Annotated in this window: 28 protein-coding genes; 8 read left to right on the top strand and 20 right to left on the bottom strand. The window is 56.6% G+C overall.

What is annotated here, in order from left to right; genetic code table 11:
• Nucleotides 1-45: 45 nt before the first annotated feature.
• Nucleotides 46-894 carry a flagellin N-terminal helical domain-containing protein gene (locus E0L20_RS19790; RefSeq protein WP_131635433.1) on the bottom strand — a complete coding sequence of 283 codons (849 nt, stop codon included), beginning with the start codon at nt 892-894 and terminating at the stop codon, nt 46-48.
• 684 nt (nt 895-1,578) lie between these two features.
• Here E0L20_RS19790 and E0L20_RS19785 point away from each other — a divergent pair.
• Together E0L20_RS19785 and E0L20_RS19780 are read left to right on the top strand one after the other, a co-directional pair.
• The gene (locus E0L20_RS19785) at nt 1,579-2,523 is read left to right on the top strand and encodes a winged helix-turn-helix domain-containing protein (protein WP_131635432.1); all 945 of its coding nucleotides are present in this window, start codon (nt 1,579-1,581) and stop codon (nt 2,521-2,523) included.
• 13 nt (nt 2,524-2,536) lie between these two features.
• Nucleotides 2,537-2,965, top strand: a complete 429-nt coding sequence (locus tag E0L20_RS19780; RefSeq protein ID WP_242673422.1) for a hypothetical protein — start codon at nt 2,537-2,539, stop codon at nt 2,963-2,965.
• A 95-nt stretch (nt 2,966-3,060) separates the two neighbouring features.
• On the opposite strand, the gene E0L20_RS19775 is transcribed toward E0L20_RS19780, so the two are convergent.
• From E0L20_RS19775 to flgB, 12 genes are read right to left on the bottom strand one after another with little or no spacing between them, the layout of a single operon-like run.
• Nucleotides 3,061-4,065: a hypothetical protein gene (locus E0L20_RS19775; RefSeq protein ID WP_165500730.1), complete on the bottom strand. Its 1,005-nt coding sequence runs from the start codon at nt 4,063-4,065 to the stop codon at nt 3,061-3,063.
• Nucleotides 4,066-4,070: 5 nt separating this feature from the next.
• The gene (gene flgL / locus E0L20_RS19770) at nt 4,071-4,991 is read right to left on the bottom strand and encodes a flagellar hook-associated protein FlgL (RefSeq protein WP_131635429.1); all 921 of its coding nucleotides are present in this window, start codon (nt 4,989-4,991) and stop codon (nt 4,071-4,073) included.
• Nucleotides 4,992-5,012: 21 nt separating this feature from the next.
• Nucleotides 5,013-6,383, bottom strand: a complete 1,371-nt coding sequence (gene flgK, locus E0L20_RS19765) for a flagellar hook-associated protein FlgK (RefSeq protein ID WP_131635428.1) — start codon at nt 6,381-6,383, stop codon at nt 5,013-5,015.
• A 3-nt stretch (nt 6,384-6,386) separates the two neighbouring features.
• On the bottom strand, nt 6,387-6,779 hold the full coding sequence (locus E0L20_RS19760; protein ID WP_131635427.1) for a rod-binding protein: 393 nt from the start codon (nt 6,777-6,779) through the stop codon (nt 6,387-6,389).
• Between the two features lie 9 nt (nt 6,780-6,788).
• The gene (locus tag E0L20_RS19755; protein WP_165500729.1) at nt 6,789-7,880 is read right to left on the bottom strand and encodes a flagellar basal body P-ring protein FlgI; all 1,092 of its coding nucleotides are present in this window, start codon (nt 7,878-7,880) and stop codon (nt 6,789-6,791) included.
• A gap of 11 nt (nt 7,881-7,891) precedes the next feature.
• On the bottom strand, nt 7,892-8,557 hold the full coding sequence (gene flgH, locus E0L20_RS19750) for a flagellar basal body L-ring protein FlgH (RefSeq protein WP_119937883.1): 666 nt from the start codon (nt 8,555-8,557) through the stop codon (nt 7,892-7,894).
• Between the two features lie 24 nt (nt 8,558-8,581).
• Nucleotides 8,582-9,367, bottom strand: a complete 786-nt coding sequence (gene flgG, locus E0L20_RS19745) for a flagellar basal-body rod protein FlgG (RefSeq protein ID WP_131635425.1) — start codon at nt 9,365-9,367, stop codon at nt 8,582-8,584.
• A gap of 17 nt (nt 9,368-9,384) precedes the next feature.
• Nucleotides 9,385-10,116 (bottom strand): flagellar basal body rod protein FlgF, encoded by a 732-nt coding sequence (locus E0L20_RS19740; RefSeq protein ID WP_131635424.1) that lies wholly within the window; start codon nt 10,114-10,116, stop codon nt 9,385-9,387.
• Nucleotides 10,116-11,303, bottom strand: a complete 1,188-nt coding sequence (gene flgE, locus E0L20_RS19735; RefSeq protein ID WP_131635423.1) for a flagellar hook protein FlgE — start codon at nt 11,301-11,303, stop codon at nt 10,116-10,118. Before flgE ends, E0L20_RS19740 begins: the two co-directional genes overlap by 1 nt.
• Before the next feature lie 12 nt (nt 11,304-11,315).
• Nucleotides 11,316-12,008, bottom strand: coding sequence for a flagellar hook assembly protein FlgD (gene flgD, locus E0L20_RS19730; RefSeq protein WP_131635422.1), 693 nt, complete (start codon nt 12,006-12,008; stop codon nt 11,316-11,318).
• A 3-nt stretch (nt 12,009-12,011) separates the two neighbouring features.
• Nucleotides 12,012-12,437 (bottom strand): flagellar basal body rod protein FlgC, encoded by a 426-nt coding sequence (flgC, locus tag E0L20_RS19725; RefSeq protein ID WP_119937888.1) that lies wholly within the window; start codon nt 12,435-12,437, stop codon nt 12,012-12,014.
• Between the two features lie 19 nt (nt 12,438-12,456).
• Nucleotides 12,457-12,807, bottom strand: coding sequence for a hypothetical protein (flgB, locus tag E0L20_RS19720; protein ID WP_006177433.1), 351 nt, complete (start codon nt 12,805-12,807; stop codon nt 12,457-12,459).
• An 87-nt stretch (nt 12,808-12,894) separates the two neighbouring features.
• Between flgB and flgA the strand changes: the two genes are divergently transcribed.
• The 6 genes from flgA to E0L20_RS19690 all read left to right on the top strand — a co-directional run bounded on the left by flgA (nt 12,895) and on the right by E0L20_RS19690 (nt 18,130).
• Nucleotides 12,895-13,680, top strand: coding sequence for a flagellar basal body P-ring formation chaperone FlgA (flgA, locus tag E0L20_RS19715; protein ID WP_131635421.1), 786 nt, complete (start codon nt 12,895-12,897; stop codon nt 13,678-13,680).
• Nucleotides 13,681-13,813: 133 nt separating this feature from the next.
• Nucleotides 13,814-14,086, top strand: a complete 273-nt coding sequence (gene flgM, locus E0L20_RS19710) for a flagellar biosynthesis anti-sigma factor FlgM (protein ID WP_131635420.1) — start codon at nt 13,814-13,816, stop codon at nt 14,084-14,086.
• 2 nt (nt 14,087-14,088) lie between these two features.
• A complete protein-coding gene (locus E0L20_RS19705; RefSeq protein WP_131635419.1) occupies nt 14,089-14,526 on the top strand; it encodes a flagellar protein FlgN in 438 nt (145 codons plus the stop codon).
• Nucleotides 14,527-14,532: 6 nt separating this feature from the next.
• Nucleotides 14,533-15,621 carry a CDP-glycerol glycerophosphotransferase family protein gene (locus tag E0L20_RS19700; protein ID WP_131635418.1) on the top strand — a complete coding sequence of 363 codons (1,089 nt, stop codon included), beginning with the start codon at nt 14,533-14,535 and terminating at the stop codon, nt 15,619-15,621.
• Nucleotides 15,622-15,651: 30 nt separating this feature from the next.
• Nucleotides 15,652-16,044 carry an FAD synthase family protein gene (locus E0L20_RS19695; RefSeq protein ID WP_131635417.1) on the top strand — a complete coding sequence of 131 codons (393 nt, stop codon included), beginning with the start codon at nt 15,652-15,654 and terminating at the stop codon, nt 16,042-16,044.
• A gap of 13 nt (nt 16,045-16,057) precedes the next feature.
• Nucleotides 16,058-18,130: a glycosyltransferase family 9 protein gene (locus tag E0L20_RS19690; protein ID WP_165500728.1), complete on the top strand. Its 2,073-nt coding sequence runs from the start codon at nt 16,058-16,060 to the stop codon at nt 18,128-18,130.
• A gap of 32 nt (nt 18,131-18,162) precedes the next feature.
• Here E0L20_RS19690 and E0L20_RS19685 read toward each other — a convergent pair whose 3' ends face one another.
• From E0L20_RS19685 to fliF, 7 genes are read right to left on the bottom strand one after another with little or no spacing between them, the layout of a single operon-like run.
• Nucleotides 18,163-19,101 (bottom strand): hypothetical protein, encoded by a 939-nt coding sequence (locus E0L20_RS19685; RefSeq protein WP_207389460.1) that lies wholly within the window; start codon nt 19,099-19,101, stop codon nt 18,163-18,165.
• 35 nt (nt 19,102-19,136) lie between these two features.
• The gene (locus tag E0L20_RS19680) at nt 19,137-20,567 is read right to left on the bottom strand and encodes a glycosyltransferase family 2 protein (protein ID WP_242673421.1); all 1,431 of its coding nucleotides are present in this window, start codon (nt 20,565-20,567) and stop codon (nt 19,137-19,139) included.
• Nucleotides 20,512-20,955: a flagellar export protein FliJ gene (gene fliJ / locus E0L20_RS19675; RefSeq protein ID WP_131635414.1), complete on the bottom strand. Its 444-nt coding sequence runs from the start codon at nt 20,953-20,955 to the stop codon at nt 20,512-20,514. Before fliJ ends, E0L20_RS19680 begins: the two co-directional genes overlap by 56 nt.
• A gap of 6 nt (nt 20,956-20,961) precedes the next feature.
• Nucleotides 20,962-22,281, bottom strand: a complete 1,320-nt coding sequence (gene fliI / locus E0L20_RS19670; protein WP_131635413.1) for a flagellar protein export ATPase FliI — start codon at nt 22,279-22,281, stop codon at nt 20,962-20,964.
• Nucleotides 22,274-23,020: a flagellar assembly protein FliH gene (gene fliH / locus E0L20_RS19665; protein WP_131635412.1), complete on the bottom strand. Its 747-nt coding sequence runs from the start codon at nt 23,018-23,020 to the stop codon at nt 22,274-22,276. Before fliH ends, fliI begins: the two co-directional genes overlap by 8 nt.
• A gap of 3 nt (nt 23,021-23,023) precedes the next feature.
• Nucleotides 23,024-24,058 carry a flagellar motor switch protein FliG gene (locus E0L20_RS19660; RefSeq protein WP_131635411.1) on the bottom strand — a complete coding sequence of 345 codons (1,035 nt, stop codon included), beginning with the start codon at nt 24,056-24,058 and terminating at the stop codon, nt 23,024-23,026.
• Entirely contained in the window at nt 24,033-25,706 is a 1,674-nt protein-coding gene (fliF, locus tag E0L20_RS19655; protein ID WP_131635410.1) for a flagellar basal-body MS-ring/collar protein FliF, read from the bottom strand. Before fliF ends, E0L20_RS19660 begins: the two co-directional genes overlap by 26 nt.
• Nucleotides 25,707-25,709 lie beyond the last annotated feature (3 nt).

Genomic DNA, 25,709 nt, shown 5'->3' with positions numbered 1-25,709 from the left:
AAAAACACCGCCTTACAGCGGTGTTTTTTTAAACGGTGCGGTGGATTAGCCCAGCAGGGACATCACCATACCGGACATGCTGTTGGACTGTTTCAGCATGGACATACTGGTCTGTGCCAGCATCTGGTTACGGGTCATGCTTGACGCCTCTGACGCGAAGTCAGCGTCGCGGATGTTGCCCAGCGCCAGGTCGGTGTTGTCCTTCATGTTCGCCAGGTTAGCCGCGGTGTGGCCCAGACGGTTGATGTTCGCACCCAGTTTAGAACGCAGGGTACCAACCTGAGAAATCGCGCCTTCGATTTTGGTGATCATGCCCTGAGCGCCAGAAACGCTGGTGATACCGCCAGATGCGGTCAGCGCCTGCAGGCCGCTTGCGCCTTTCACCGCTGCCAGATCTGTGCTCACGTTAACTTCCAGGCTCTCACCTTCGGATGCACCGATCTGGAAGTTCATCGCGCTTGCGAATTTACCGCCGCTTGCGAACAGGCTTTCACCCGCGTATTTGGTGTTACCCATGATGTTGTTCAGCTCGTTGTTCAGCTCGTCCATTTCAGACTGCAGCGCTTTACGATCTTCAGGGCCGTTGGTGTCGTTCGCTGCCTGGGTGGCGAGGTCTTTCATGCGGTACATGATGTTGCTTACTTCGTCGAAAGCACCTTCAGCGGTCTGCAGCAGCGCAGTTGCGTCAGAGATGTTGCGCTGTGCAACCGCCATGCCGTTGGTCTGGCCCTGGAGGCGGGTTGCAATCTGCAGGCCTGCAGCATCGTCAGCGGCAGAGTTAATGCGTTTACCGGTACCCAGACGCTCCATTGCGGTGGACAGCATGCTGTTAGATTTATTCAGCGCGTTAACGGAAGCCATGGATGAAGCGTTAGTGAAAATAGAAAGTGCCATTTTAGAATTCTCCTTATGAACCTGTCTGTCAGGTTCTTCTCTCTGGTACTCAAGTAAAACGACACACCCCACCCGCGAATTAAATCGAAGACGAAAAAAAATTATTTTTTTCTGCTGATGGCTATTTATAAGAGCAGCAATAAAGAAGGATTGAAATAACATTAAAAAAAAGAAGGGGATTTAAAGCGACACAAGTACGCCGCTTCTTAAATGACATTACATTTTCTTACGTTTTAATCTTAATAATGAAAAGAATCTCATTCGCACGCCGTCCTTAAAAAACATTCCATTTACAAGCCAAGGTCAGTTGTTAAATAAACGATCAACACGCTACACCCTTTAACTTTTAACGAATCGTCTTAATACAGATTCGAATTATTAACTTAATAATTTGTTGCACATCACACTTTTATAGCGTAAAAATGTGCCTCGGAAGTGAAACTTCCTAAACAAGCCTAAGAATTGGCCTGATTTGCCAGGTGAAACTTCCGCTAAAATGCAGGATTTTTCATATTTCATCCCCCTGACACGCCTTTTCTTTGCACTCTTTCCGCAGGCAAGCGGCAATTCTCTATGAATTTTAAACGGATTTAATCATTAATTTACATTAAGCATTTCGTGCATTTAGCGCGCGATGCCGGGCAAATTAAATGCTTCAGGAGTGGGTCGTTACCATCACTTGCCATGACTAAAACATATTACGCGGTCAATAACTGGTTAATAGATTTACCTTCAGGATCTATCATCAGCCTTGTTTCCGGCGAACGCAAAAGACTCGGTGAGTATCAATTAAAGCTGCTCGACGTCCTGGCGGAAAACGCCGGGAAAATACTCACTCGCGAAGAACTGACTACCCTCGTCTGGGAACGTCGGGTGATAGGAAATAACAGTCTTCCCAATGCGATACACGCATTGCGCACGGCGCTGGAAGATGATGGAAAAAAACAGAAAATAATAAAAACGGTTCCCAAAAAGGGGTATTTGCTGGAGCAGGCCTGGTGTCGCTTCGTTGAGCATGAAAGTGACGAGACGGATCAATCCGCTAGCGCAATCCCAGCGGACGTCGAAGAAGAACGTGCTGAAGAGACCGCTCTCCTCCCTGCCGAAATAGAACCAGCTGAACTGCCCGAGCCAGATGCCCCGGTTTTGACGCAGGAGGCAGTGGCACCGCAGGAACACGCGCGATCGCGCCTGCATCAGCGCATGATGATGCTTTTGCTTTTCGTTGCGGTGGTCGTCGCCAGCGCGGTCGCCGGATGGCAGTACGCCAACTCGCATGGCTCAAGGCTGGTCGCCACCGAGCAGGAGCCCGGGGTTTACAGCAATATCCGCATCTATGAGATTTCAGAAGCCAATCGACTGGCGATGAACAAAGAGGACTTTTACAGCAAGATCAAAGATACGCTGTATGCCATCAACCAGCAGAACAAGTCCCAGTCCATCACCATGACGATCTTTTACCAGAGCGTGGACCAGACGCTGAACTACACCTTCGCGCTCCGAAGCCCGTGTGACAAAAAACAGCTGGTGATGGCGATCTACCACTGGCGAATTGACCCGACACAGTTAAACAACCTGATATTGCGTGAAACGAGGAGGAAAATCAGTGAGATGGAAGTCTGTTCTTAACTGGAAATGGCTCTTGTCATACCTTCTGATCGCTGGGGCAGTATTTTCAGGGGTGCGGTTTTTAACCCCATCCGCTGCCCCACAGGCGGATGTCGAAGGTTTTTTACAGCTGGGTTTCTACGATCTGATGTCGCGCCGTAAAGAGATTTACGATTCGCATATGCAGACCGTTAACCACGCCATTTTAACGACCATCACCAACCCGAACGATAACCGGTTTGTGCTGAAGGGGAAATTCACCGAAATCAACGAGCAGCACGGCAAGCGGTTCTTCTCCTACACGCCTATTTACTACAGCGCGGCGCAAAAAGGGCTGATGATTGATGGTCTGGTGGATATGCTAATGCACATCGATTTCTGGATGCAGCCCGTTTATGTCGGCAATCAGCCGCTGGTTGTCGGGCAAAGCGGCGCCATTTTCCTCTACCCGCTGCGCAAATGAGACGTTTCTCGCCCGCACTCTGCCCTCACCCTAACCCTCTCTCCGGCGGGGCGAGGGGATTGTTCACTGCTCGCATTAGCCCCGCGGGAGAGGCGTTACCCCAGCAGATTCTTCACCGTCGATAGCGAAATATTTCCCTGCGCCGCCAGGGCTTTCGACAGCAGACCGTACTGGTTACCGCTCTTTGCCAGCGCGCCGCTGAGCGCGCGCGAAGTCTCCAGCGCCTCGCGGGGGCTGTACGCCGTAGCCATGTCCTGAATGCGCGACGACACGCGCTCCTGGTGCTGATGCAATTTGCTTCGTTCGCGGGTAATTTGCTCCAGCGTTTGCTGAAGCTTACCGCTTGCCCCCCGCTCCCACTGGCTGCCGATCTGGCTAATATCATCTTCGCGGCTCGCTTCGGCCCGCGGCGCCAGCAGCGTAAACGCATCCGCCGGGAACTGTTGCCCTTCCCCCCGCACGCTCAAATGCTGGCTCACCCGCCCCCAGCGGGCTTCATCCACCTGAAAAACCGCGCTGCCGTCATCGCCTAACGATGCGTGAATGCCCAGACGACCCAGCCCCACGTTCAGGTGGACCAGCGCCTGACGCGGGGTCGCCTCTGCCGGAATGGCAACGGCGGTAAGCTCCCGCTTGCTGCCGCCGAGCGCGAACACCAGGGTTTCGCCCGGCGTCTGCTCCAGCACCTTCTCCATGCCCGGCAGCGAAAAGTTCACTTTGCTCTTTTGCTGCAGCGTCACGTTGAAGTTGCGATCGACCGTACCGCCCGACAGCCTGCTGCGCTGCTGGAGCAGGCTATGCACCGTCGCGGCCTGCTCATCGCCGTTGCCGCGCATGGCCTGATGGCGTAGCACCAGAAGCTGGTTTTCCGCTTCGGAGAGATAATCTTCCGCCTTCTGTACCGCCGTCAGCTGCTGGTTAAGCTGAACGTTATAGCGCAAAGGGCGTCGCGAAAGCAGCGCCGACTCCGGGAATACCGGCGCGCTGCGCCGGGTTTTATCAAGATGTTCCGTTCGCGCAATGGGCGAAGCTGCCCCCGGCGTGGTTCTGACCGGGGTTTGAGTCGTGGATAACGAGTTCGTTTTTAAGCCGACTTGCATAACGATTACAACATGCTGAAGAGCGAAAGCTGACTGATCATGCTGTACGCTTTGTTGGTGATCTGCACGGAGTTGGTATACAGCTGCAGATTAATACTGGTGGTCGCCCAGTCGGTATCGGACAGATCGCGAACCACCTGATCGTTCGCCATGCTGACGTCCGTATGGGCATCGTCAAGCATGGTCAGGCGGTTCTGACGACCGCCCAGATCGGTCAGTAACCCGGCAACCTTATCGCGAGACTGGCCCGACAGCGTCAGCATCTCGTTAAGATCGTCCTGATAATCCGTTACCGACAGCGCCGGGTCCTGCATTTTATCGCTCAGGGCCTTCAGCTTGTTGAGCATTTCCAGATCGTCACCGTTGCCGGAAAACGCCCCAACCGCGCTGGTGTTTTCCGTCACGTTTACGCCGTTCGCCACCGTGGTTTCACGCGTGCCGTTATTGCCCTGATAGACATATTTTCCCTGCGACTCATCCCAGACAACCGGTTTGGTATCGGTTTTGGTGCCGGAGAAGAGATAGCCGCCGCTTTCGTTCTGGGCATTCAGCGAGGCCACCAGCGAATCGAGCATGGAAGAAAGCTCATTGCCATAGCTGGCCATGTCTTCATCGCTCAGCGCGCCGCCGTTTGCCGCCGATACGAGCTTATCGTTCAGCGCCAGCAGCTGATCTTTCATGGCAGTGACGTTCGCTTCCTGGCTGGAAAGCGAACCGCTCAGGCCTTTAATATTGTTTTGATACTGCTGGATCGCGGATTGTTCGCGGTTCAACTGCACCAGACGCGTGGCCGCAACCGGATCGTCCGAAGGAACGTTAATTCGCTTCTGGGTGGCCATTTGCTCCATCAGCTTGCTGATGCGCGTTCCGTTGGTGCCAAGCTGCGCCATCATGGCGTCGGAGTTATAGAGACTGCTGATTCGCATAAGTGTGTTCCTTAACGCCGGTTAAAACAGGCCTAACAGGTCGTTGAAAATCTGGTTTCCGGTGGCAATCACCTTGACGTTCGACTGGTACGCCTGCATGTAAACCTGCAGGTTAATGGCCTCTTCGTCCTGGTTTACCGCGCTGAGATTATTGCGCTGAAGCTGTGCCTGGTCGTAAACCCCCTGCGCGGCTTCCAGCTCGCTCTGGGATTTTTTACTGGCAATACCCACGTTTGAGATGATTGCCGCAGCGCCTTCGTTGAGGCTCATATTGCCCATTCCGCCGATATCGACCTTTTTGTTCTTCAGGTCGATCAGCAGCTGCAGGTTGTCGCCGTTCCCCTGCTCGTCAGGCTTGCCGGATAACGCCAGCTCGTCGGGCTTGAGATCGTTAACCTGCAAAATCCCGGTTGGATTGGTCAGGTCGAAGGTAAACAGCGGTTTGCCCTTATTACCATTCTTATCAAAGCCCTGCGCCAGCTGATCGTTAAACAGCGTGGCAACGGCTTCCGCCATGCCCTGCACGGAGGCCTGCATCTCGGCGAGGTCGCCGGTCTCATAGTCGTACAGTGCGCCGAGCTGTCCGCCCGTCGACGGGTTCAGAGAGAACGTGGTGTTGGAAAAGTTCAGGCTCAGCACCGGGTTACCGCTGCCGTCAAGGCTGCTGCTCAGCTCCCCGGCCACTTTACCGCTCACCAGCGGCTGGCCGTTTTTCATTGAAACGGAATAGCTGCCGTTGCTGTCCTCTACCACCTTCACGTCGGCATAGGTGCTCAGCTGCTTCACCAGCTCGTCGCGCTGGTCGCGCAGCACGTTGCTGTTGCCGCCCGTGGAGTCCATCTCCATGATTTTTTTATTGTAATCCGCGATCCCGGCGGTCAGGCTGTTGATCTGCCCCACCATGGTGTCGCGCTGGTTGGCGATCGACGTCTTCTGGCTATTGATAAAGTCGTTCATGTTATTGAAGCGCGTCGCCAGGGAGTCTGCCTGATTCAGCAGCTGCTGGCGGTTGGCTTCACTTTCCGGCTCTTTCGTGAGCGCGCTCAGCGCTGAAAAGAAATCATCCAGCCCCGTTCCCAGGCTGGTTGAATCCGTGCCGATCACCTTCTCCAGCGAACCGAGATACTGATTGTTGATGCCGTAGTAGTTGGCTTTGCTGTTGCTCTGCCACACCTGGTTGGTCAGGTACTGATCGGAAACGCGGCGGATGCTGTCGACCTGAACGCCGGCCCCGGCGGACATCCCGCCCTGGCCCATCGTCACCACCGAGCTTTGAATAATGCCCTGGCGGCTATAGCCCGGCGTCAGCACGTTGGAGATGTTCATGGAGGTCACGCTCATCCCAAACTGCGCCGCCTGCAGGCCGCTCCAGGCAATGTTGATCATGTTCATCGGTTACTCCTGCCCACGGCGTACTGCCGGTACGACGGGGGGCGTTAATTGCTGAGGATGTTCTTGTAAAGCGACCATACCCTGCGCGTTCTTAAGCGACGCGCGCTCCTGAGGGCCAAGCTGGGTGATAATCATCTGCGCAATGCCCGTGCTGCGCTGCGACGCCAGCTGCGAGGTCAGCTTGTCGTCGTAGAACTCCTGCATCATGCGCTGCTGCTTGCTGTCGAACGGGTTATCGTCCACCAGCGCCTGCGACGCCTTACGCATCTCCTTCATCAGCGAGCGCAGGAACATGGCTTCGAACTGCTCGGCGGCCTGTTCCAGATTTTGCGGTTTGACCTGCCCGGTCATATCCCCGGGCAGCATGGCGGTATTCGAGGTAATGGCGTTCAGCATAGCGGCTCCTTAAATCACCACCAGTTCAGCATCCAGCGCGCCCGCTTCATGCAGCGCCTGCAGAATGGCCATGGTGTCATCCGGCGATGCGCCGAGGCTGTTCAGCGTATTGACGATGCTGCGCAGGCTGGTACCCGCCGCCACCGTCACCATCTGCCCACGGCCCCTGTCGACGCTGACGTCGCTTTCCGGCGTAACCACGGTTTGTCCCTGGCTGAACGCGCCCGGCTGGCTGACGTTGGACGATTCGCGGATGGTCACGGTCAGGTTCCCGTGGGATACCGCCGCGGCACGGACCACCACGCCATCGCCAATCACCACCGTGCCGGTACGGGCGTTAAACACCACCCGAGGCGGCTGCTTGCCAGCGTTGATTTGCACATCTTCCAGCATCGACATAAAGGCCACGCGCTCGCCCGCAGACTGCGGGGCGTTAACCACCACGTTCGTCGCGCTCTGCGCAGTGGCTGTGCCCGAGCCAAAGGCGCCGTTAAGGGCGACGGCAACGCTGTTGGCGGTTTTAAAGCTCGGACGCTTGAGGTTTAAAATCACCTGATTGTTCTGTTGAAAATCGGACGGGATTTCACGCTCAACGGAACCGCCGTTCGGCACGCGCCCGACGGTCGGCGTGTTGATAGTCACGCTGGAACCGCTGTTGCCTTCGGCCTTCACGCCGCCCACCACCACGTTCCCCTGCGCCAGGGCATAGACTTCGCCATCGGCCCCGCGCAGCTGCGTCAGCAGTAACGTACCGCCGCGCAGGCTTTTGGCATCGCCAATCGACGAGACGGTCACGTCAATCGCCTGCCCGCGCGCGTACCCCGGCGGCAGCGTGGCGCTGATGGCCACGGCGGCGACGTTCTTCACTTTAGGATCGATTTTGGTCGGCAGCTGGACGCCAAACTGGCGCAGCATGTTGGTCACCGACTGGCTGGTGAATTTCACCTGGTTCTTATCGCCCGTGCCGTCAAGGCCCACGACCAGGCTGTAGCCCACCAGCTGGTTACCGCGCACGCCCTGAATATCCACGACGTTACCCAGGCGCTCCGCCGCCGCGCCGGTGGTCCACAGCAGCATCAGAAACAGCATGACTTTTTGCATGGCAGACTCCATTAAATTGGGAACAGCGGATGGTTAAAGAAGCGCGTCAGCCAGCCTGCGGAGTTGGCATCGCTTAGCGCGCCGCGTCCCGCATAGGAGATACGCGCGTTGGCGATACGCTGGGAAGAGACGGAGTTATCACGCTCAATATCCTCCGCACGCACCAGCCCCGTGACGCGCATATACTCGTCGCCCTGGTTGAGGGTCAGCCACTTCTCACCGCGCACCGCCAGCACGCCGTTGGGCAGCACCTTATAGACCGCAACGGTGATGGCACCGCGCAGGCTGTTCTGCTGCTGCGAGGTGGCATTACCGTTGAAGTTGCGATTGCCGTCGATCGAGCCGGAGAGCTTGTCGACGGAATGGCCGAAGGCCTCCGGAATGCCGATGGAGACATCGTTTTTCTTGCCGAAGTTGGTGCGCGCCTGCTTGCTGGCCTGGGTTGATTCATCCAGCTTCACGGTCAGGATATCGCCCACGCGATAGGCGCGACGGTCCTGGGTCAGCGACCAGTTGTAATTGGCGTTGTACAGACCGCCGCCCTTCGTTTCGGCAGGCGGCATGGCAAAATCTTCCGGCGGCGCGTAGGCCGCATCGTCTTTATGTACCAGCAGGGCCGGGCTTTCACACCCGGCCAGCAGAAGTACAAAAAAGCCGGTAACTAACTGCTTTTTCATTTTTTGTTCACTTCACTTCACGCGTTACATCTGCTGCGTGACAAACTTCAACATATCGTCTGCGGCAGAGACCATTTTGGCGTTCATCTCGTAGGCGCGCTGGACGGTAATCATATCGACCATCTCTTCCACTACCTGAACGTTGGAGCCTTCCAGCGATCCCTGCTCAAGCTGGCCGAACGCCTCTTCGCCCGCGACGCCTTCAACCGCTTCCCCGCTGGCTGCGGTTTCGCGGTACAGGTTGCCGCCGATGGCCTCAAGTCCGGCTGGATTCACAAAGTTCACCAGGGTGATCTGCCCAAGCTCAACCGGCTCCGTTTCGCCCGCAACCGTGGCGGTAACGGTGCCGTCTTTGCCGATCTGGATATCCTTCACGTTGTCCGGCAGCTCGATTTGCGGTACCAGCGGCAGCCCCTGCGCGTTGGTCAGCAGGCCGTCCGGGTTCTTCTGGAAGTTACCCGCGCGGGTGTAGGCAATGTCGCCATCGCTGGTTTCAACCTGGAAAAAGCCCTGACCGGTGATGGCGACATCCATCTTCTGCCCGGTGTTCTGAATATTGCCGGTCGAGAACTCTTTCTGCGTGCCGACGATTTTTACCCCGGTACCGAACTGAATGCCGGTCGGCGAGGTGTTGTTCTGGTCTAGCTGGCCGCCCGGCGTGCGCTGATTCTGATAAAACAGATCGGCGAACATCACGCGATCGCGCTTGAACCCGGTGGTGTTGACGTTCGCCAGGTTGTTGGAGATGGCGCTCATCTTGGCGTCTTGCGCGGCAAGGCCGGTTTTGCTGATCCATAAAGCGGGATTCATCGTTATTCCTTACTCAATCAGGTATTACGCAACAGGCGGTTGCCCGCCGTGGCCAGATCTTCCGCCGCCTTCATCATCTTGATCTGCGCTTCAAACTGTCTGTTGAGCGCAATGCTCGACACCATCTCGCTTATCGCCGAGACGTTGGAGCTTTCAAGATGGCCCGCTACCAGCTCGACCTCTTCGGTACGCGGGTTGACGTTGGCGGTGGTGACCATAAACCCGGCGCTGTTTTTGCTCAGCTGGGCGGCGGGAATATCCACCAGCTTGATGCGATCGACCTCCATCGGCGCGGCCACGTTGCCGTCATCCGGCACGATGGAGATCACCCCGTCATCGGCAATGCTGATGGAGGAAAACGGCGGCAGCACGATCGGGCCGTTATCGCCGGACACCGGCAAACCGTCGATGGTCAGATCCCCTTCCGGCCCCACTTCAATCTGGCCGTTGCGGGTATAGACTTCGCGGTTGCCGCTCACCAGCGCAATCAGGCCGCTGCCTTTGATAGCCACGTCCAGATCGCGTCCGGTATCACGCGTTGCGCCCGGCGTCAGGTCCACGCCGCCCTGCTGCTGCTGTACCAGGAAACGCGAGGCGTAACCCTCACCCTGGATCTGCTGCGACAGGGCGCTATCCAGATCGTGACGGAACCCCTGGGTGTTCACGTTCGCCAGGTTATTGGCGTGGATCTGCTGCTGCGACAGGCTTCGGCTGGCGCCGCTGACGGCGGTATAAATTAAGTGATCCATTACACCGCCTGGAACAGCGCCGTCATCATGCTGTCGTTGGTGCTGATCACTTTGGTGTTGGCCTGGTAGTTACGCTGGGCGGTCATCAGCCCCACCAGCTCGGCCGTCAGGTCAACGTTAGAGCCTTCGAGCGTGTTAGAGGTCAGCGCGCCCAGCAGGCCCGTGCCCGGCGTGCCGGTCAGCGGCGCGCCGGAGCTGGCGGTTTGCGTCCAGGTGGTGCCGTTTTGCGACGAGAGGCCATTTGGGTTCGCGAAGGTCGCCAGAATCACCTGGCCCTGCAGCAGACGTTCACCGTTAGAGAAGGTGGCGTACACGCTGCCGTCTTTGTCGATGGTCTGTCCGGTGCGTTCGCCGGAGGCATAGCCGTTGCCGTTGTTTTTGCTGACGGAAAAATCAGACCCAAACTGCGTGGTGCCGTTGTAGCTCAGCGCCAGTTCGATCCCTTCCGCGCCAGGAATATCGGCCTTAATGTTGACGGCCCCGTTAGGCGTTTCCAGCACGCCCTGCTCGGTGAAGGTCATCTTCTGCGTGGTGCCCATATCCTGGTCATCCATGTAGTAGTGCACTTCCCACTCGTTATCGCTGGTTTTAACAAAATACTGCTTCAGCGTGTGCTCACGGCCCAGCGAGTCGTACACCTGCGTCGCGTAGGTGTGGTTATACGACGTTTCGTCGGTAGGATCGAAGGTGGCGGTTTTGGGCAGCTTTTCGTTGGCGTTAAGGTTTGCCGTGAAGTCGAGCGAGCTGGTTGCTTTAGCCGGAAGCGAACCGCTGCTGATGGTCAGATTCCCGACCGTACCGGTCTGGATCACGCCGTTGGCATCCACCGGATAGCCCTGCAGGTACATGCCCTGGTTGTTGATCAGGTTGCCGAGGCTGTCGGTCTGCATGTAGCCCGCGCGGGTATACGCCGTGCTGCCCGCGCTGTCGCGCATCACGAAGAAGCCGTCGCCGTTGATCGCCAGGTCGAGGCTGCTGGCAGAGGAAAAAATACTTCCGCTTTTGGAAATACTCTGCGCAATACCGGTCACGCCCACGCCCAAAGGCTGGCCTTCGGCATACAGAGAAGCAAACTCCGCGCGGCCTGACTTAAAGCCCACGGTGCCGGAGTTAGCGATGTTGTTGGAGATCGCGCCCAGCTGCTGGTTAATGGCATTCAAGCCCGAAATTGCAATGTCAAAGCTCATAATTGTTCCTGATTAACTCATTAATCCCTTTGGGTTTTTGTCACTCGACTGCCCAAACTGCGTAATATTGTTGTAAGCGACTTCGCCAATCCCGGTGATGTTCAGCACCGTAGGGCTGCCGTCGAGCGGAATGCGCACGTTGTTCACCACGCCGCCGACTTCAATCGGCACCTTGGTCTCTTCGGTATCCGTCACCACGGACAGGCTGTATTTACCCTCTTTTAAGCCCAGCGCTTCGGGATCGATGCTGAAATCCACCGTTCCTTTTTCCTGTTTGCCCAGCTCGATTTTGGTCTCGTTGCCGCTTTCATCCTTCACGATCACCGTGACGGTATTGGCGGCATGATCCAGCGTCAGGCGGCCATCAATGCTGGTGCTGCCGTCGGTTTCGACCGTGTCGGTCTGGACCATCACTTTTTGCCCGACCAGGTTGCCCGTGGTGAGGGTCTGAAGGTTGTCCATCAGCACGGCGTTGTTCGCCATCAGCTGTGACATGGTTTCCATGGACTGCACCTGGGTCAGCTGCGCGAGCTGGCCGACATACTCGGTACCGTCGGTGGGGTTAAGCGGGTCCTGATTTTGGATCTGCGCGACCAGCAGCTGCATAAACAGGTTGTTCATGCCTGCCGCCGTATTGTCATTCCCCGACACGCCGCTGTCGTAGGTCGTGGTACCGGATTGGTTGGATACGCCATTCACGCTCATGTATTACGCCTCTCCAAGACGCAGCAGGCTTTGCTGCATGCTTTTTACATTGTTAAGAACATCCACGTTGGTTTCGAAGTTACGCGACGCGGACATCATGTCGGCCATCTCCTCCACCACGTTGACGTCCGGGTACCAGACGTAACCGTCCGCATTTGCCATCGGGTGATGCGGCTCGTAGCGCTGCACGGCATTGCCCGTCGAGACCACGTCCAGCACCTGAACGCGCGCGCCGGTTAGCGCTTTGTCGCTCATCAGCTGGTCGTTCTGGTACACCGCGGCAAAGACCGGGCGGCGCGCTTTGTACACATTGCCTTCATCCACCGCCGGGGTTTCGGCGTTGGCGAGGTTACTGGCGATGGTGTTCAGGCGGACGGTTTGAGCCGTCATCGCCGAACCCGAAACGCGGTAAATATCGCTAAAAGCCATTTTTAGTTACCTGATTCAATCACTTACCTTCAATTGCCTTTTTCAGGCCAGTGAATTTCATGTTTAAAAACGCCAGGCTCATCTGATAGTCCTGCACGTTTTTTGAAAACTCCGCCTGCTCCACGTCCAGCGCAACGGTATTGCCGTCCGAGGAGGGTTGGTACGGCACGCGATACATCTCCTGCGGCGCAGACCCGGGAAAGAAATCCCGCTGTGAACGTTGCATCTCCGCGGCAAAATCAATATCTTTAGCCTGGAAATTGGGGGTATCGACGTTAGCCAGATTTGCTGAAAGCAGTTCCGCCCTGGAAAGTCGAAGTGCTACAGCCTGCGGATGAACGCCCAATGCCTTATCAAAAGTAATACTCACAGCTCACTCCTTTCTGATGATGGACACCTGCGATAGTCCGTGTTGCTACAGCATTTAAAGCAACTATCGTGCCAGGTTTTTAACATCATGAATTCAATACGTTTTTCAGCAATATGCCGTCCAAAAGGGAAGGTATTTTTCCGCTGGTCTGTTTTCGCGGCGCTACTCGGCGTTATTGCGCTTCCGGCGGAGGCTCAGCCTGAGCCGTCCACCGCGCGCAAGCAGGTTTATGCCCGCGTTCAGCAGCAGGCCGCAGAGGCCATTCGCCAGGAAGCGGAACGCAACCGCTGGGAGGATTATCAGGCGAAGCTGAACCTGTTTATCCCCTCCGAGATTTCGCAATACGCGCCCTGCCCCGCGCCGCTCAGCGTGAGCATGCCGGGCGGTGAACACCTTGATTTACGTCGCCTGCGCTTTGACGTGCGCTGCGAGGCCGGAAGCGGCTGGGACGTGGCGGTGACGGTCAAACCCGATATCTATCTGCAGGTGTTGATGGCGAAAGAGACGCTTGAGCGCGGTCACGTGCTTGCCGCCTCCGATCTCACGCGCCGAAAATTCAACATCAGCAACCTGCGCAGCGGCTATATCACCCGTCCGGACGAGGTGGTGGGGTTAACCCTGAAGCGCCGCGTTCGCGAGCTGCAGCCGATTAGCCAAAGCCAGCTTGATTCACCGGTAATGGTGGAGCGCGGCCAGCGCGTGCTGATGATTGCCGTCCAGGATGGCGTCGAAGCGCGCACGATGGGCATTGCCAGCAAAAAGGGGCGCAAAGGCGAGATGATCAAGGTGAAAAACGAAAGCAGCGAGCGGGAAGTTTCTGCGACCGTCGTGGACATGGGCGTGGTCAGAACCGGCTTTACCGCCGGTCGATAAAAATATGACGCCCCGTTTAAGTTTTCGTATTGATGCGTCGCTTTACCCTGGTAAGGCGTCAGGAAAACCTTTTTCCGCTTTGCATCCCCCTGGCGAAAACGACCAATAAAAATTCCGAAGATGGAGTACCGCGATGAAAGTGACATCCACCCAGTACGCAATGACGAGCGCAGTCAATCAGGCCAGTTCCACGACCCCGACGCGCACCGCAGGCACTGAAGAGATGAAAACCACCCGAACCGCTGCCATCGACCCCGTTCTTGGTGATGCGCAGACCCAGCTGGCCGCCTTGCCAGAAGTCGATATGGCGCGCGTCGCCAGCATGAAAGAAGCGATTGCGAATGGGAAAATCAGCGTCGATATCGACTCGCTGACCAGCGCTATCGAGAAATATTATCAGAGGTAACAATGAGTAACGCCGCTCAGTGCGTCAAAACGCTGGTACAGGGCATGGTGGAAGACCGTGAAACCTACGCAAGCCTGAAAACCCTTCTTGCCGATCAGCGCCAGTGGCTTATCGCACGTGATGCAGCACGGCTGGATATCCTCAACCCGCAGCTTATTGCGCATTACGAGACGCTGTCCCAGAACAGCAAGCAGCGCTATCAGCTGCTTACCCAGCTTGGTATCCCCGTCGGCTCGCCCGGCCTGCGCACGCTTTTTTCCCGTCTTCCCGCTCAGCATCAGCAACAGCTCAACGCGCTCTGGGATTCCCTTGAAAAGGTGGCTGCAGAGTGCAAGGCGCTTAACGACAGCAACATCGCCGTACTCTCAATGCAGCAGGAGATCCTGCAAAACCTGCTGAATATTAGCGAGCCGGAAAACTGGCTTTATGAGCAAATTTAAGCGGGCGTGCTGCTGAGGGAAATACATAATATGTCTTTGAAAACGAGCCATAAAACGCGCTACATTGGCTTCCTGATGGAAACCTCTTTTCACTACGACGTCTACATCAATATTATTACTGCGCTTCTCAATAAAAATATTCCCTGCGATATCATTATTAATGACGTGATAGAAGCCGAATATGTGAATAACATGGTCAATTTCCTGGGAACGGTGAATGTTCCCGGGCTGCGCTTTATGCTTTTATCTTCCGTGTTAAAACATGAGCAGGTCTACAGCTGTCTTGTTACGCCCTATTACCTTTCCTATGCCGAGAAAATTGCGCCGATACACGTCCGTACGGTTTATGGCCTGGCTAAAAATGAATGGAATCATGCGGCGTGGAACGGCAAATATGATTATATTTTATGTTACAGCCACTACACGGCCAAAGCGCTCGACCTCGCCTCACGCGTTAAGGTGGTGGGAAACCCTCGCTTTGATGCCTGGCATAGCAAAAAATATCCGCAGGCACTGCCTTCCCACATTACGTTAGATCCTCAAAAACCGACCTTGCTCTATGCGCCGACATACGGAGAGCTTAGCTCTTTACCGCACTGGGCAGAAAAATTAGGCCGGCTGAGCGGCGAATACAACATTATCTGCAAGCTACACCACGGTACGTTATACAGAAAAGAAGAACAGCAAAGCCTGAAGGCCGCCAGACGTTTTTTAAAGAATATCGTCACGGATAATACGTCGACCTTTGCGCTTCTGGAACACGCTGACTATGTGATAAGCGACAACAGCGGTTTTATTTTCGATGCGGTTAATGCCGAAAAACGCGTGATTTTATTGCGCTGGGATGAGATGGACGACCTGCTGACAAAAAATAGATCGTACAGCACCATCGAAAGCCCCGAGCAGCAGATCCGAAAGCTCCTTCCCGACGCGCGGGATATGGCCGATCTTCGCACGTTCCTCTCCGAAGACTATCCGTGGCATAAAAATGCCGCCGAGCTGGATTTTATCAGAACGGAATATTGCGATGCGTTTAATGACGGGAACGCGGGTTTACGCGCTGCGGAAATTATTGACGAGGCGACGTCGGGATAAGCGGTTTCATCCTGATAACAGAAAGCAATGATGAAAACGATTATCACATTTGGCACTTTTGATGTTTTTCATATCGGCCATCTTAATATCTTACGGCGCGCAAGGGCCCTGGGGGATCGCCTGGTGGTCGGCATCTCTTCAGACGAGCTGAATCTGCAAAAAAAGGCGCGCCTCCCGGTCTATCTTCAGAATGAGCGAATGCACATTATTGAGTCGTTAAGGTGCGTAGATGAGGTGTTCCTGGAGGAGTGGCTCGAGCTAAAAGCGGATTATATCAGACGCTTTAACGCGCAAACGCTGGTGATGGGCGATGACTGGAAAGGCAGGTTTGATCATCTCTCCCCGCTGTGTGAGGTTGTTTATCTGGCCCGAACACCCACCATCTCCACCACGTCAATTATCGAAACGATCAGGCAAAATTAACGCCCTATATCCCGTGAAAACAAAAATATACATTGAAACAACTCGTGCTAACTTTTGCCATCAGGTGGCGAACCACATTCACTCTGTCGCAAAAGAGGCGTGCAAAACGATTTTTGTTTTGAAAAATACAAAGGTTAATCCGCAACCTTTTGCATCGCTTGATATTTCAGAAATACATTACGCTGACGGCGAGCTGAAAAATACGCTGACCTCGCTGGCGAACATTCTTCATCAGCACAATCTTAATGAAATTGAGGTGCACGTTGAAGCGAGCACGGCCAGCCTTGCGCTGCTGATTTTTTGCTCTGTTTTCAAAGACAACATGCACTGCATCAAGCCTCACATCTATGAAACGAGCGTGAGGGATTACGCGTTAAGATCTCAGTCCCAAAATAACGCTGAATTATATAAAAAATTATCTGCGGCCCTGAATGGTCATGCGGGCTTTGTCGGCAGCATCGAAGAGCTGATGGCGTGCGGCTATGCGTGGCATCATTTCACCGATGCGGCTTATTACATTACCGATGAAAACATTAACAGCGCCGATTTACCGGTACGGTTTATTGCCCCCTTAACGGAAGAGCAAAAAAAGGTTTTCTCGAATTTTCTGTGTATACCCGACTCGATGATCGCGGTTATCCGCGATTTTTTTGCCCAGGACGATGTTTATTATTGCTCACACATCGCACCGCGACACCCTTCGCTCGCCGATACGCACAAGAGAGTGTTTGCAGAGCAACTGCTGGATATTCGCCAACGACATACAGGACACAAATTCTTCCTGCTATCGCATAATGATAACGATGCTGGCGTTTTGCGGGCGGCCAGCGACCATTTTTATCAACTCCCGCCCTGCCTGCCATTTTCCGCCATGCAATGGCTCGGTATAACGCCAAAAAACGTTATCTCATCATTCCGGGACGAGCTGACCACCCTCAATAATCCTTCAAACCGCTATATCATATCTATGACGGCAAAAGAGGAATTATGCCTTCCCGAAAGCGAGTTGCTCGCGACGTTTAATCTGTCACCTGACGCTGTTCGCTACGCTGACGAACTGGCGACGTATCACCGTGAAGGGCACGTCAAACGCATCTTTTACTCTTCGGCATCAATGGGCGATATCGTGTATGGCCTGGGCGCCATTCATGCGTTAAAAACCCGTTACCCGGAGGATGCGTTCGTTTTTGTTACGAATAAGCTGTACGCCGAATTAATAGACAATAGTACCGCAGAGGTTGAGCACTGGGATATCCATGCGCTCACCGCCGATCAACGCTTTCAGATCGAGCTTGCAAATCGCTTTTCCCGGCTTCACTTCTTTGAACGATGGGAGCAGATTGTCGCACCTTCACACATGACGGACGCATTCATCAGCGAAGTGACGCCCGACACGTTCGATACGCACAAGCGCGCAAGGCTTGATTTTGAAAAGATTGATAAAGACCCCGTCGATCGCTTCATGCGCGTTCATAACATCACCCGCGGCAAGGTCGTTTTACTTCACCCCAACATTGGCTCACCCAACAGAACGTGGGCGGAACAGCACTGGAAGAAACTTGCTGAACGCTTTATTCGCGCAGGATGGCAGGTCATTCTTATCGGCAGCGACAATAATAAATTCCAGAATAAGAAAACCATGCACATTGACATGCCGGGCGTTATCAACGGCATGAACGCGTTTACCATCACGCAGACCGTCTACTTAATGAGCCTGTGCCAGCTGCTGGTGGCCTGCGATTCTGGTCCCGTCGCGCTGGCCGGCTATACGGAGATCGCCATCTCGGCGCTTTATTCGATTATTCCGTCTCAGTACCGTCTTCCCTATCGCCATAATATTTTGGGGTGGAATGCGCAGGGTATAAACGTTGGCTGCCAGTTTGGGCAGTGTGGGCATCTGATCATGAACGAGAATTTCTTTAAACATACCCTGCATAAAAAGTGGGCACATCCAACAAGCCAGCAATTTTCCGAGTGGTGTCCCAACGCCAAAAAATATGCGTGCCTGGCGCAGTTTTCCGACGCGGACTGGTGGGAGCATATAGAGCGCTTTATTAACTCTGAAGACTTTATTCTGAATACATGACGGAGTAAAAAGGCGGCACAGGCCGCCTTTCGTTAAATCAGTGATAACCCACACAGCAGGGTGTAATCAGCCGTGTTCACCCTCTCGTTCCCCGGCGTCGCCTGCTGTTGCCAGCCATACCAGGCGCTTACCAGGCTGATAAAATCGTCTTCCGTCAGCTCGGCGTTATCCTCCAGCCACATCGCGCACAGCATTTTTACCTGGAAGAACTGACGCGTCAGCGACATAAGCGCTTCGCCGTAGTTATCAAATGCCGCGCACGGGAAGAACTCCCCGTACAGGCGATAAATCAGCATATTACGCAAAATATGCGGCTGCGCCTCCAGTAGGGGGATCGGCCTGGCATCCAGCTCGCGCAGGCGGTCCTGCAGCCTCGCAGGCTCCATCACCGCCAGCTCGCTGAGCTTCAGCATGAACATCATCTTCTGCATGGGCGGAAGATTCAGGTTCAGGCGCATCGCCCCCATGTCACCCAGGGCTTCGACGCGGTTCACCTCAATCGTCGGCAGCATGGCGAACTGTTCATTGAGAATGCCATTCTCCGCCAGCTGAGAAAGCTGCTCGCCCATCGTGACCAGATGCTGCGGTTCGCACTGTTTTTCATCCACGTAGCGCTGCGCCTTGCTGAGCAATACGCCAATGGCATACAGGCTGCTTTGCAGCGACAGCGACGGGTGAACGGCCATATTGATGCACTGCTGGTTGAGGACTTCATTCCACTGGTTATCTTCACGTTCGCCGACGGATGCGGCTTCGCCCGCGTGCAGCACGAACGCGTCCGGATCCAGAAGTATGTCCCGCGCTGCGCTTTCACAGGCCGCGTTAAGGCTGTCACGCTGCTGGTTACCCAACGACGTGCTCGTATGGGGCCAGTTGCCCGTGGCGGCCTGACAGGCCAAACAGGTGCAGGCGGCTTCGCGCGCCCGGAAACGGAGAACGTATTCAGGCTGGTAATGTTCGATTAATTCCATACAGACTGCTCCAGCCGCTGCTGTGGCGGCGTTTATCATTGAAAGTTTTTACGGAAGAACCAGTGGGTACAGTCAATGCCTGCCCCCGTCGTCGGGTCTTTTATTTCGGGTAAAAAGGCGAAGCTCGGCTGCATCCCCAGCCAGCAGTGCGACTGCATTTGCGCTGGCCAGCAGGCATCGAGGCTTTTCGCCTGTCGGTAGTGCGCAAGCAGCGTTGGGATATAGGAGCCGTTGACCGCATAGGCACAGCCGCAGCCCGCATCGAGTACCCGCGCCACGCCGGGCAGCGTCCTGAGGGGTGAAATGCTGTTGTAGCGCCCCCCCAGCAATACCACCTGCCAGTCGATATGCGGCAGGCGCGTCAACAGCTGGTTAACCGTTTTGAGGGACATCTCTTTGCGCACAAACTTCACGGAGGCATCCAGCAGCAGCACGCTGCTCCACGCCTCGCGCTGGGCCAGCTCAAGCGCCTGACAATGTTGCTCCAGCTCGCTATCCGCCGGGTTGACCGCCAGCGGCACCAGCCGTTCGCGCTTCAGCCCCAGAGAAAGGAGCGACTCCACCTGCGAGGCAAGCGCATCCGCCTGTGGATCGTAAAGCACCACCACCTTCTCAAAAGCCTGCCACTCCACCGAGGCACTCAGCGGCGCCTGGCTCAGGCGACGGTAGTGGCTCAGCAGGCTGCGGTCGGTGACGAAATCCTCCAGCGTTAAATCCACCGGCTTCGAGGAGCCGAGGACAAAATCTTTGTCGTAGGTGTTGGCGCTGTGGGAAATACAGAGGATCGCCTGACGCGGATCGATCTGCTGAATCGGCGTCGTAAAGTTGTTCAGAAACGCCTGCTCCTCCGCGAGCGTTGCCGTGTCTTCATAGCGATGGTTTTTCAGGAAGTTGCGGTGATAGCCGAACGTGCCGTTGAGCGCGTGGCGTTCGCCGAACGAATGGGTCTGGTAGATTTTATCCAGATGGCTGTACCAGATGTAAATCGTGTCGCTGCCGGAAAACAGGGCGTTATTGTTCTGCATTTCCGCCACCTGCGCGCTGATCTTGTTCGGCGCATAGTAGTCATCATCGTCAAAGCAGATGATGTACTCCCCTTGCGCCATCTCGTTGAGCATGTTGCGCTTTTTGCCCAAATCGAGGCGCTCGGGGCTGTGGACATAGCGCACCGTGCAGACCGCCGGATCGACCATCATCGCGATCAGGTCTTCGTTACTCTGCTCTGAGTCATCCAGGATAATCAGCTCGCGCTTGTCCGCAGGATAGTCCTGATACTGGAAGATATAGAGCAGATAGGGCAGAAACGCCCGGCGGTTCCAGGTGGGGCACACGACGCTGACGAACGGCGTGGCGTGCGATCGTTTTTGCTGCTGGCGCTTCAGCAGGTTTTGCATGAGATTCGTGGTCATCTTATCGCTGCCGCTGCGCCTGCTGCTGTCGAAGCCAGCACTGGGCTGATATCGCATCGGTTGTTTTCTGTTCCCGCCGCTCGTTCGCCAGGCGCTGCGCGCTGCGGCGTTCATCCAGCACCCGCTCCAGGCTTTTCTCCCTGCGGGATGCCGCCAGCAGGTTCCCCTGCAGCTTCTGGGCTTCTACGCTCGCCAGGGCCTGCTCCTGCTTTTGCCAGTCGATCACGCGCTGAATGTGGCGCTTATAGACCGACTGATTGCAGAGCATGGTTGCGCCGCCCGCCATCTCCTGGATCGGGCTGGTCGCCAGATTCGAGAGGGCGTGAATGTTCTTCTCCAGCCGCTGGCACAGCTGCTGCTGTGAGGCCAGCCGGGCGCTAAGATCCTGCACCGCGCGGTTACGCATCAGGTGAAGCTGCTCAAGTGTCGTAATGATTTTTTTCATCGTTCATCATCCTGCCTGGGCCAGTACGTTCAGATCGGCAATGGTTTTATCGAGCGGAGCCGCGTCCTGCACTTCCTGCTGCAGATAGCGGGTAATCGCCGGAGAGAGGTTGACGGCTTTATCCGCCAGCGGATCGGCACCCGCCACGTAGCCGCCGAGCGGGATCAGCGGTTTAATGCTTTGATATTCGGCATAAAGCTGCTTGAGGGTGCGGGCTGCGCGCTGGTGATCGCGCCCGGTTACCTGGCTCATGCAGCGGCTGATGGACTGCCCGATGTCGATGGCCGGATAGTGCCCGGCCTCCGCCAGGTGCCGCGACAGCACGATGTGCCCGTCCAGCACCGCGCGCGCGCAGTCGACGATCGGGTCCTGCTGGTCGTCGCCTTCCGCCAGCACGGTGTAAATGGCGGTCATGGAGCCGGCGCTTTCGCTGTTGCCGGCGCTTTCAACCAGTTTTGGGATCAGCCCAAACGCCGAGGGCGGATACCCTTTCGTGGCGGGCGGTTCGCCCAGCGAGAGCGCGATTTCACGCTGCGCCATGGCATAGCGGGTGAGGGAATCCACCAGCAGGAGCACATCTTTGCCTTTGTCGCGATAGTAGCTGGCGATGGTGTGGCACAGCTCCGTCGCCTTTATGCGCATCAGCGGCGATTCATCCGCAGGCGCGGCGACGATGACCGATTTGCGCCGTCCGGCTTCGCCCAGGGAGTGGTCAATAAACTCTTTCACTTCGCGCCCGCGCTCGCCGATAAGCCCAACCACCACCACTTCTGCCTGGGTGTAGCGGGTGATCATCCCGAGCAGGACGCTTTTACCGACGCCGCTGCCCGCCATCAGCCCCACGCGCTGCCCTTTGCCGATGGTCAGCAGGCCGTTAATCGCCCTGACGCCCACATCAAGAGGCGCCTCAACCGGCTGGCGCTTCAGGGGATGCACCTGCGGCAGCTGCTGCGGCAGCACGGTGTCGCCGGTCAGTTTGCCTTTATCATCAATCGGCTCGCCGAGGCCGTTAACCACGCGCCCCAGCCACTGGTCGCCAATGAGCACGCCGCTTTGCTTATCCATCGGGTAGACGCGCGCGCCCGCCATCAGCCCGGCAGGCTGCTTAAAGGGCATCAAAAAGGTGACGTCGCGATCGAAGCCGACGACCTGCGCCTCAATCAACGCCCCTTCGCCATCCTCGACCTGGCAAAGCTGCCCAACGGCCAGGCGGCAGCCGACGCACTCAAGCAGAATACCCGTTACCCGCACCAGCCGGCCCGCCACGCGCGCCAGGTTGATGTTTTCCAGCGAGCGTAAGACCTGCTCGAAGTCGTGGTCACTCATCGTGCGCTTCCGGCAGCAGGCTGGCCTTCAGGGCGTCCATACACTGATCGAGACGATGCTGACAGCCGACGTCCATTTCGGTGGTATTGGTGATCACCCGGCATTCGCCCGGCGGGAGATCGGGATCGGCGGTCAGCCCCCAGTGCGCCACTTTTTCAGGCTCAGCCTCGCTGATGCGCCGATGCTCGTCGCTGTTTAACAGCACTTTGACCTGTTCCGGCTGCTGCGGCAGCGCGCTCAGCGCCTCTTCCACCAGGGTGAGGATTTGCGTGGGATGCAGGGAAAGCTCGCAGCGGATCACCTGACGCGTAACTTTTTCCACCAGCTGCAGCAGCTCCTCGCGGCGACGCTGTTCGTAGTTCGCCATAAACGATTCCATTGATGCAATGATGCTGTCGAGCGGATGGGCGGCTTCCAGAAACTGCTGGCGCGCCTGCACGGTGCCCTCGGAGCGGCCTTTACGCACGCCCTCGTCAAAGCCGAGGCGCAGCCCCTCCTGATAGCCCTCGCTTTTGCCCTCTTCCAGCCCCTGCGCAAAGCCGCTGTTCAGCCCATCCTGAAAACCCTGCTGAAGCTGGGCCTGAAGCGCCGCGTCGTCCATCAGCGGATGGCCTTCCTGCGGCAGGCTCTGCGCCGTGCGACGCTTGCGCAGCGGCGGAAACTTATGCAGGCGGGGTTTAATCACCGCCTGGCGGCTGTTGGTCAGCGCGCTTAAGGGTAAGCTCTGTTTTTTGTACATGGGTTACTCCATGGTCTGCTCGGCGAAGAGCTGCACCTGAATTTCGCCCTCTTCCGCCAGCTGGCGCACCGTGGCCATGATCTCTTTACGCACGTGGTCGACGCGGCTGACCGGCACAGGGCCAAGGCGCGTGGTGGTGGATTGCAGCAAGGTGACCTGGCGCTTGGGCATGACGTTGAAGATCGCCTGACGCAGCACCGGCTCGGTGCCCTTAAGGGCAATCGCCCACTCTTCAATGGAAATTTCTTCCATCAGGCGCTGCAGGGTGGCTGGCGTCTGGCGGCTGAGGATGAAGAATTCGTACATCTCTTGTTCCAGCTCGTCCACCACGTCGGCATCGCGTTCGCGCAGCTGCTCCAGCAGCTGCTGCTGGTTGCCGGGGATACGGTTAACGATGTTCGCCGCGTGCTTGATGCCAACCACTTTCGAACCATGCTCGGAAAGCACCGCCACGCCGCGCTCAATCAATCTGTCCAGTTCGTCGATGACGTCGCGGTTGACGTCATCCAGGCGCGCAATACGCCAGACGATTTCATCCTGGCGCTCCTGCGAGAGCGCGCTGAGGACGCCCGCCGCCACGTCCGGCGGCAGGAAGGCCAGGAACACGGCCTGAAGCTGGAGGTGCTCTTGCTCAATCAGCGCCGCCAGCTGCGGAACGTCGACCCACTGCAGGCGCGCCATGCGGTGGCGGATCTCATCCCCGTAAATACCGTTGATCACGCTGCTGGCGATTTCGCCCCCCAGCGCTTTTTCAAGAATGCCGCGCAGGTAGCTGCGGGATGCGCCGTTGATGCCGCTCTGCTCGCGGTAATCATCGAAAAAATTATTCATCGCATGGCGCGCGTGATCGACCTTCACGCCGTGGAGGCGCGCCATGGTGTCGCTCAGCAGGATCACCTCGTCGCGGTTCATTTTCTGCATCACTTTGGCGGCAGCCTCTTCACCCACGCTGAGCAACAGAATGGCGGCCTGCTCCAGCCGGCTGCGCCCTGTTTTCACGCTACCTTTACTGCTATGACTTGCTGTCAGTTCGCTCATTGCTGTTGATCCATTGTTTCAGTACTTCGGCCATACGTTCAGTTTCGTTTTGCGCCAGCATTTGCAGGTATTCGACCTTCGTTTCCAGGCCGGAACTTTGCGGCGGCAGCTCCGTATCCTGGTTAAATGCCGGGCCAGGAAGGCCGGCCAGACCGGCTTCCGTCGTCACCAGGTCGCTCTCAATTGCATCCTTCTGGGCGCTGCCCTCAATCGCGACAAGCTCAGACGGTTCGCGTCGACCGTATCGCTGCGCCAGCGGGCGCAGGCCAAACAGCAGCGTGAGCAGGATCAGCATGCCGATCCCACCGTTTTGTCCCCAGTACTGGATGTTCGGGTCCTGCCACCACTTCAGCTCCGGCAGGCCATCAACGGTTCTTTCCACGAAGGCCAGCTTGTCCAGCGTCAGGGAGTCGCCGCGCGCTTTCTCGATCCCCGCGGCATCTTCCACCAGCCGGGTCAGGGCGGTGAGCTGCTCTGGCGTCATGCTGGCAAGCGGTGGCGCAGCCTGGTTTAACGCCACCGCCACGCGCAGTTTTTCGAGCTTGTAGCCCGGATGGCGGATATGGCGAATATCGCGGTCGAAGGCGTATTTTCGCTGCTCCTGGCTGCGGCTGGAAAGTGAAGACGGATTGCTGGTTTGCGTCTGCGCGGTCTGCTGGTTCGCTGCCAGCGGCGGCGTGACGGGCTGCGCGGGCTGATTGACCGGGCGATTGCTCAGCGAGCCCGGAATGCCGATAGCCAGTTCGTTGGTGGTATTTTCACGTGAGATATTCTCATCGCTGATTTGCGGCTCTTTGCCCAGGCGCTCCTGCGTCTCTTCCACGCTGCTCATGTCGACGGTTGGCGTCACGCTGATGCGAAAGTTATCGCTGCCGAACAGCGGAGTGAGCAGGCTGGTGATGTTGTTGATGGTTTCACTTTTGATCCGCTCAATAACGTCGCGGCCCTGGCGGATGCTCGCCATGTTGCTACCGTTCTGCTGGCCGTTTTCCGAGAGCAGATTCCCGGCCTGATCCACCACGCGCACGCTGGCGGCCTGCATGCCGGGCACGCTCCCCGCCACCAGCTGAACAATCGCCGCCACCTGCTGCTCATCAAGATGTTTGCCATAGTGCAGCTGCAGCATGACCGAGGCGCTGCTTTGCGGCTTGTTGGTCATCACGAAGGAGCTGGACTCGCTTAAGCCCAGGTGTACGCGCGCGTTCTCAACCGGATCGAGCGCCATGATGCTGCGGGCCAGCTCGCCTTCCAGGCTGCGCTTGTAGCGCACGTTCTGGACAAACTGGCTGCTGCCGAGCATCTCTTCCTTATCCATCAGCTCGTAGCCGTCCGGCATCACGGCGGTAATGCCTTTTGCCGCCAGCGCCATACGCGCGCGCGGCAGTTTATCTTCGGGAATGAGGATCTGCCCGTTGTCGGGGTTAATGCGGTAAGCGATAGATTCCGCGCCTAAGACCTCAACAACCTGGGCGACGGGCAATTTCTCCTGGCTGCCGTACAGCGCCACGTAGCCCTGATTGCTGCGCCAGAGTGAAAATACAATCGCCCCCGTCAGCAGCACGGCGCCAGCCGCAATGAGCCATTGCGGCTTGAGGCGCCCCTGCGGGAGGGAGAGTGAGGAAAATTTATCTTTTATCTTTGTCAGCACGAG

Source organism: Enterobacter wuhouensis (assembly GCF_004331265.1).
GTDB classification, from domain to species: domain Bacteria; phylum Pseudomonadota; class Gammaproteobacteria; order Enterobacterales; family Enterobacteriaceae; genus Enterobacter; species Enterobacter wuhouensis.
Note: the sequence above shows the minus strand (reverse complement) of the source record. Positions and strands in the feature narration are given on the sequence as shown.

What these genes read in the sequence shown, in the direction of transcription:
- E0L20_RS19790 (WP_131635433.1), bottom strand. Translation starts at nt 894, where the DNA reads ATGGCACTTTCTATTTTCACTAACGCTTCATCCATGGCTTCCGTTAAC.
- E0L20_RS19785 (WP_131635432.1), top strand. Translation starts at nt 1,579, where the DNA reads ATGACTAAAACATATTACGCGGTCAATAACTGGTTAATAGATTTACCT.
- E0L20_RS19775 (WP_165500730.1), bottom strand. Translation starts at nt 4,065, where the DNA reads ATGCAAGTCGGCTTAAAAACGAACTCGTTATCCACGACTCAAACCCCG.
- flgL (WP_131635429.1), bottom strand. Translation starts at nt 4,991, where the DNA reads ATGCGAATCAGCAGTCTCTATAACTCCGACGCCATGATGGCGCAGCTT.
- flgK (WP_131635428.1), bottom strand. Translation starts at nt 6,383, where the DNA reads ATGAACATGATCAACATTGCCTGGAGCGGCCTGCAGGCGGCGCAGTTT.
- E0L20_RS19760 (WP_131635427.1), bottom strand. Translation starts at nt 6,779, where the DNA reads ATGCTGAACGCCATTACCTCGAATACCGCCATGCTGCCCGGGGATATG.
- E0L20_RS19755 (WP_165500729.1), bottom strand. Translation starts at nt 7,880, where the DNA reads ATGCAAAAAGTCATGCTGTTTCTGATGCTGCTGTGGACCACCGGCGCG.
- flgH (WP_119937883.1), bottom strand. Translation starts at nt 8,557, where the DNA reads ATGAAAAAGCAGTTAGTTACCGGCTTTTTTGTACTTCTGCTGGCCGGG.
- flgG (WP_131635425.1), bottom strand. Translation starts at nt 9,367, where the DNA reads ATGAATCCCGCTTTATGGATCAGCAAAACCGGCCTTGCCGCGCAAGAC.
- E0L20_RS19740 (WP_131635424.1), bottom strand. Translation starts at nt 10,116, where the DNA reads ATGGATCACTTAATTTATACCGCCGTCAGCGGCGCCAGCCGAAGCCTG.
- flgE (WP_131635423.1), bottom strand. Translation starts at nt 11,303, where the DNA reads ATGAGCTTTGACATTGCAATTTCGGGCTTGAATGCCATTAACCAGCAG.
- flgD (WP_131635422.1), bottom strand. Translation starts at nt 12,008, where the DNA reads ATGAGCGTGAATGGCGTATCCAACCAATCCGGTACCACGACCTACGAC.
- flgC (WP_119937888.1), bottom strand. Translation starts at nt 12,437, where the DNA reads ATGGCTTTTAGCGATATTTACCGCGTTTCGGGTTCGGCGATGACGGCT.
- flgA (WP_131635421.1), top strand. Translation starts at nt 12,895, where the DNA reads ATGAATTCAATACGTTTTTCAGCAATATGCCGTCCAAAAGGGAAGGTA.
- flgM (WP_131635420.1), top strand. Translation starts at nt 13,814, where the DNA reads ATGAAAGTGACATCCACCCAGTACGCAATGACGAGCGCAGTCAATCAG.
- E0L20_RS19705 (WP_131635419.1), top strand. Translation starts at nt 14,089, where the DNA reads ATGAGTAACGCCGCTCAGTGCGTCAAAACGCTGGTACAGGGCATGGTG.
- E0L20_RS19695 (WP_131635417.1), top strand. Translation starts at nt 15,652, where the DNA reads ATGAAAACGATTATCACATTTGGCACTTTTGATGTTTTTCATATCGGC.
- E0L20_RS19685 (WP_207389460.1), bottom strand. Translation starts at nt 19,101, where the DNA reads ATGGAATTAATCGAACATTACCAGCCTGAATACGTTCTCCGTTTCCGG.
- E0L20_RS19680 (WP_242673421.1), bottom strand. Translation starts at nt 20,567, where the DNA reads ATGCGATATCAGCCCAGTGCTGGCTTCGACAGCAGCAGGCGCAGCGGC.
- fliJ (WP_131635414.1), bottom strand. Translation starts at nt 20,955, where the DNA reads ATGAAAAAAATCATTACGACACTTGAGCAGCTTCACCTGATGCGTAAC.
- fliI (WP_131635413.1), bottom strand. Translation starts at nt 22,281, where the DNA reads ATGAGTGACCACGACTTCGAGCAGGTCTTACGCTCGCTGGAAAACATC.
- fliH (WP_131635412.1), bottom strand. Translation starts at nt 23,020, where the DNA reads ATGTACAAAAAACAGAGCTTACCCTTAAGCGCGCTGACCAACAGCCGC.
- E0L20_RS19660 (WP_131635411.1), bottom strand. Translation starts at nt 24,058, where the DNA reads ATGAGCGAACTGACAGCAAGTCATAGCAGTAAAGGTAGCGTGAAAACA.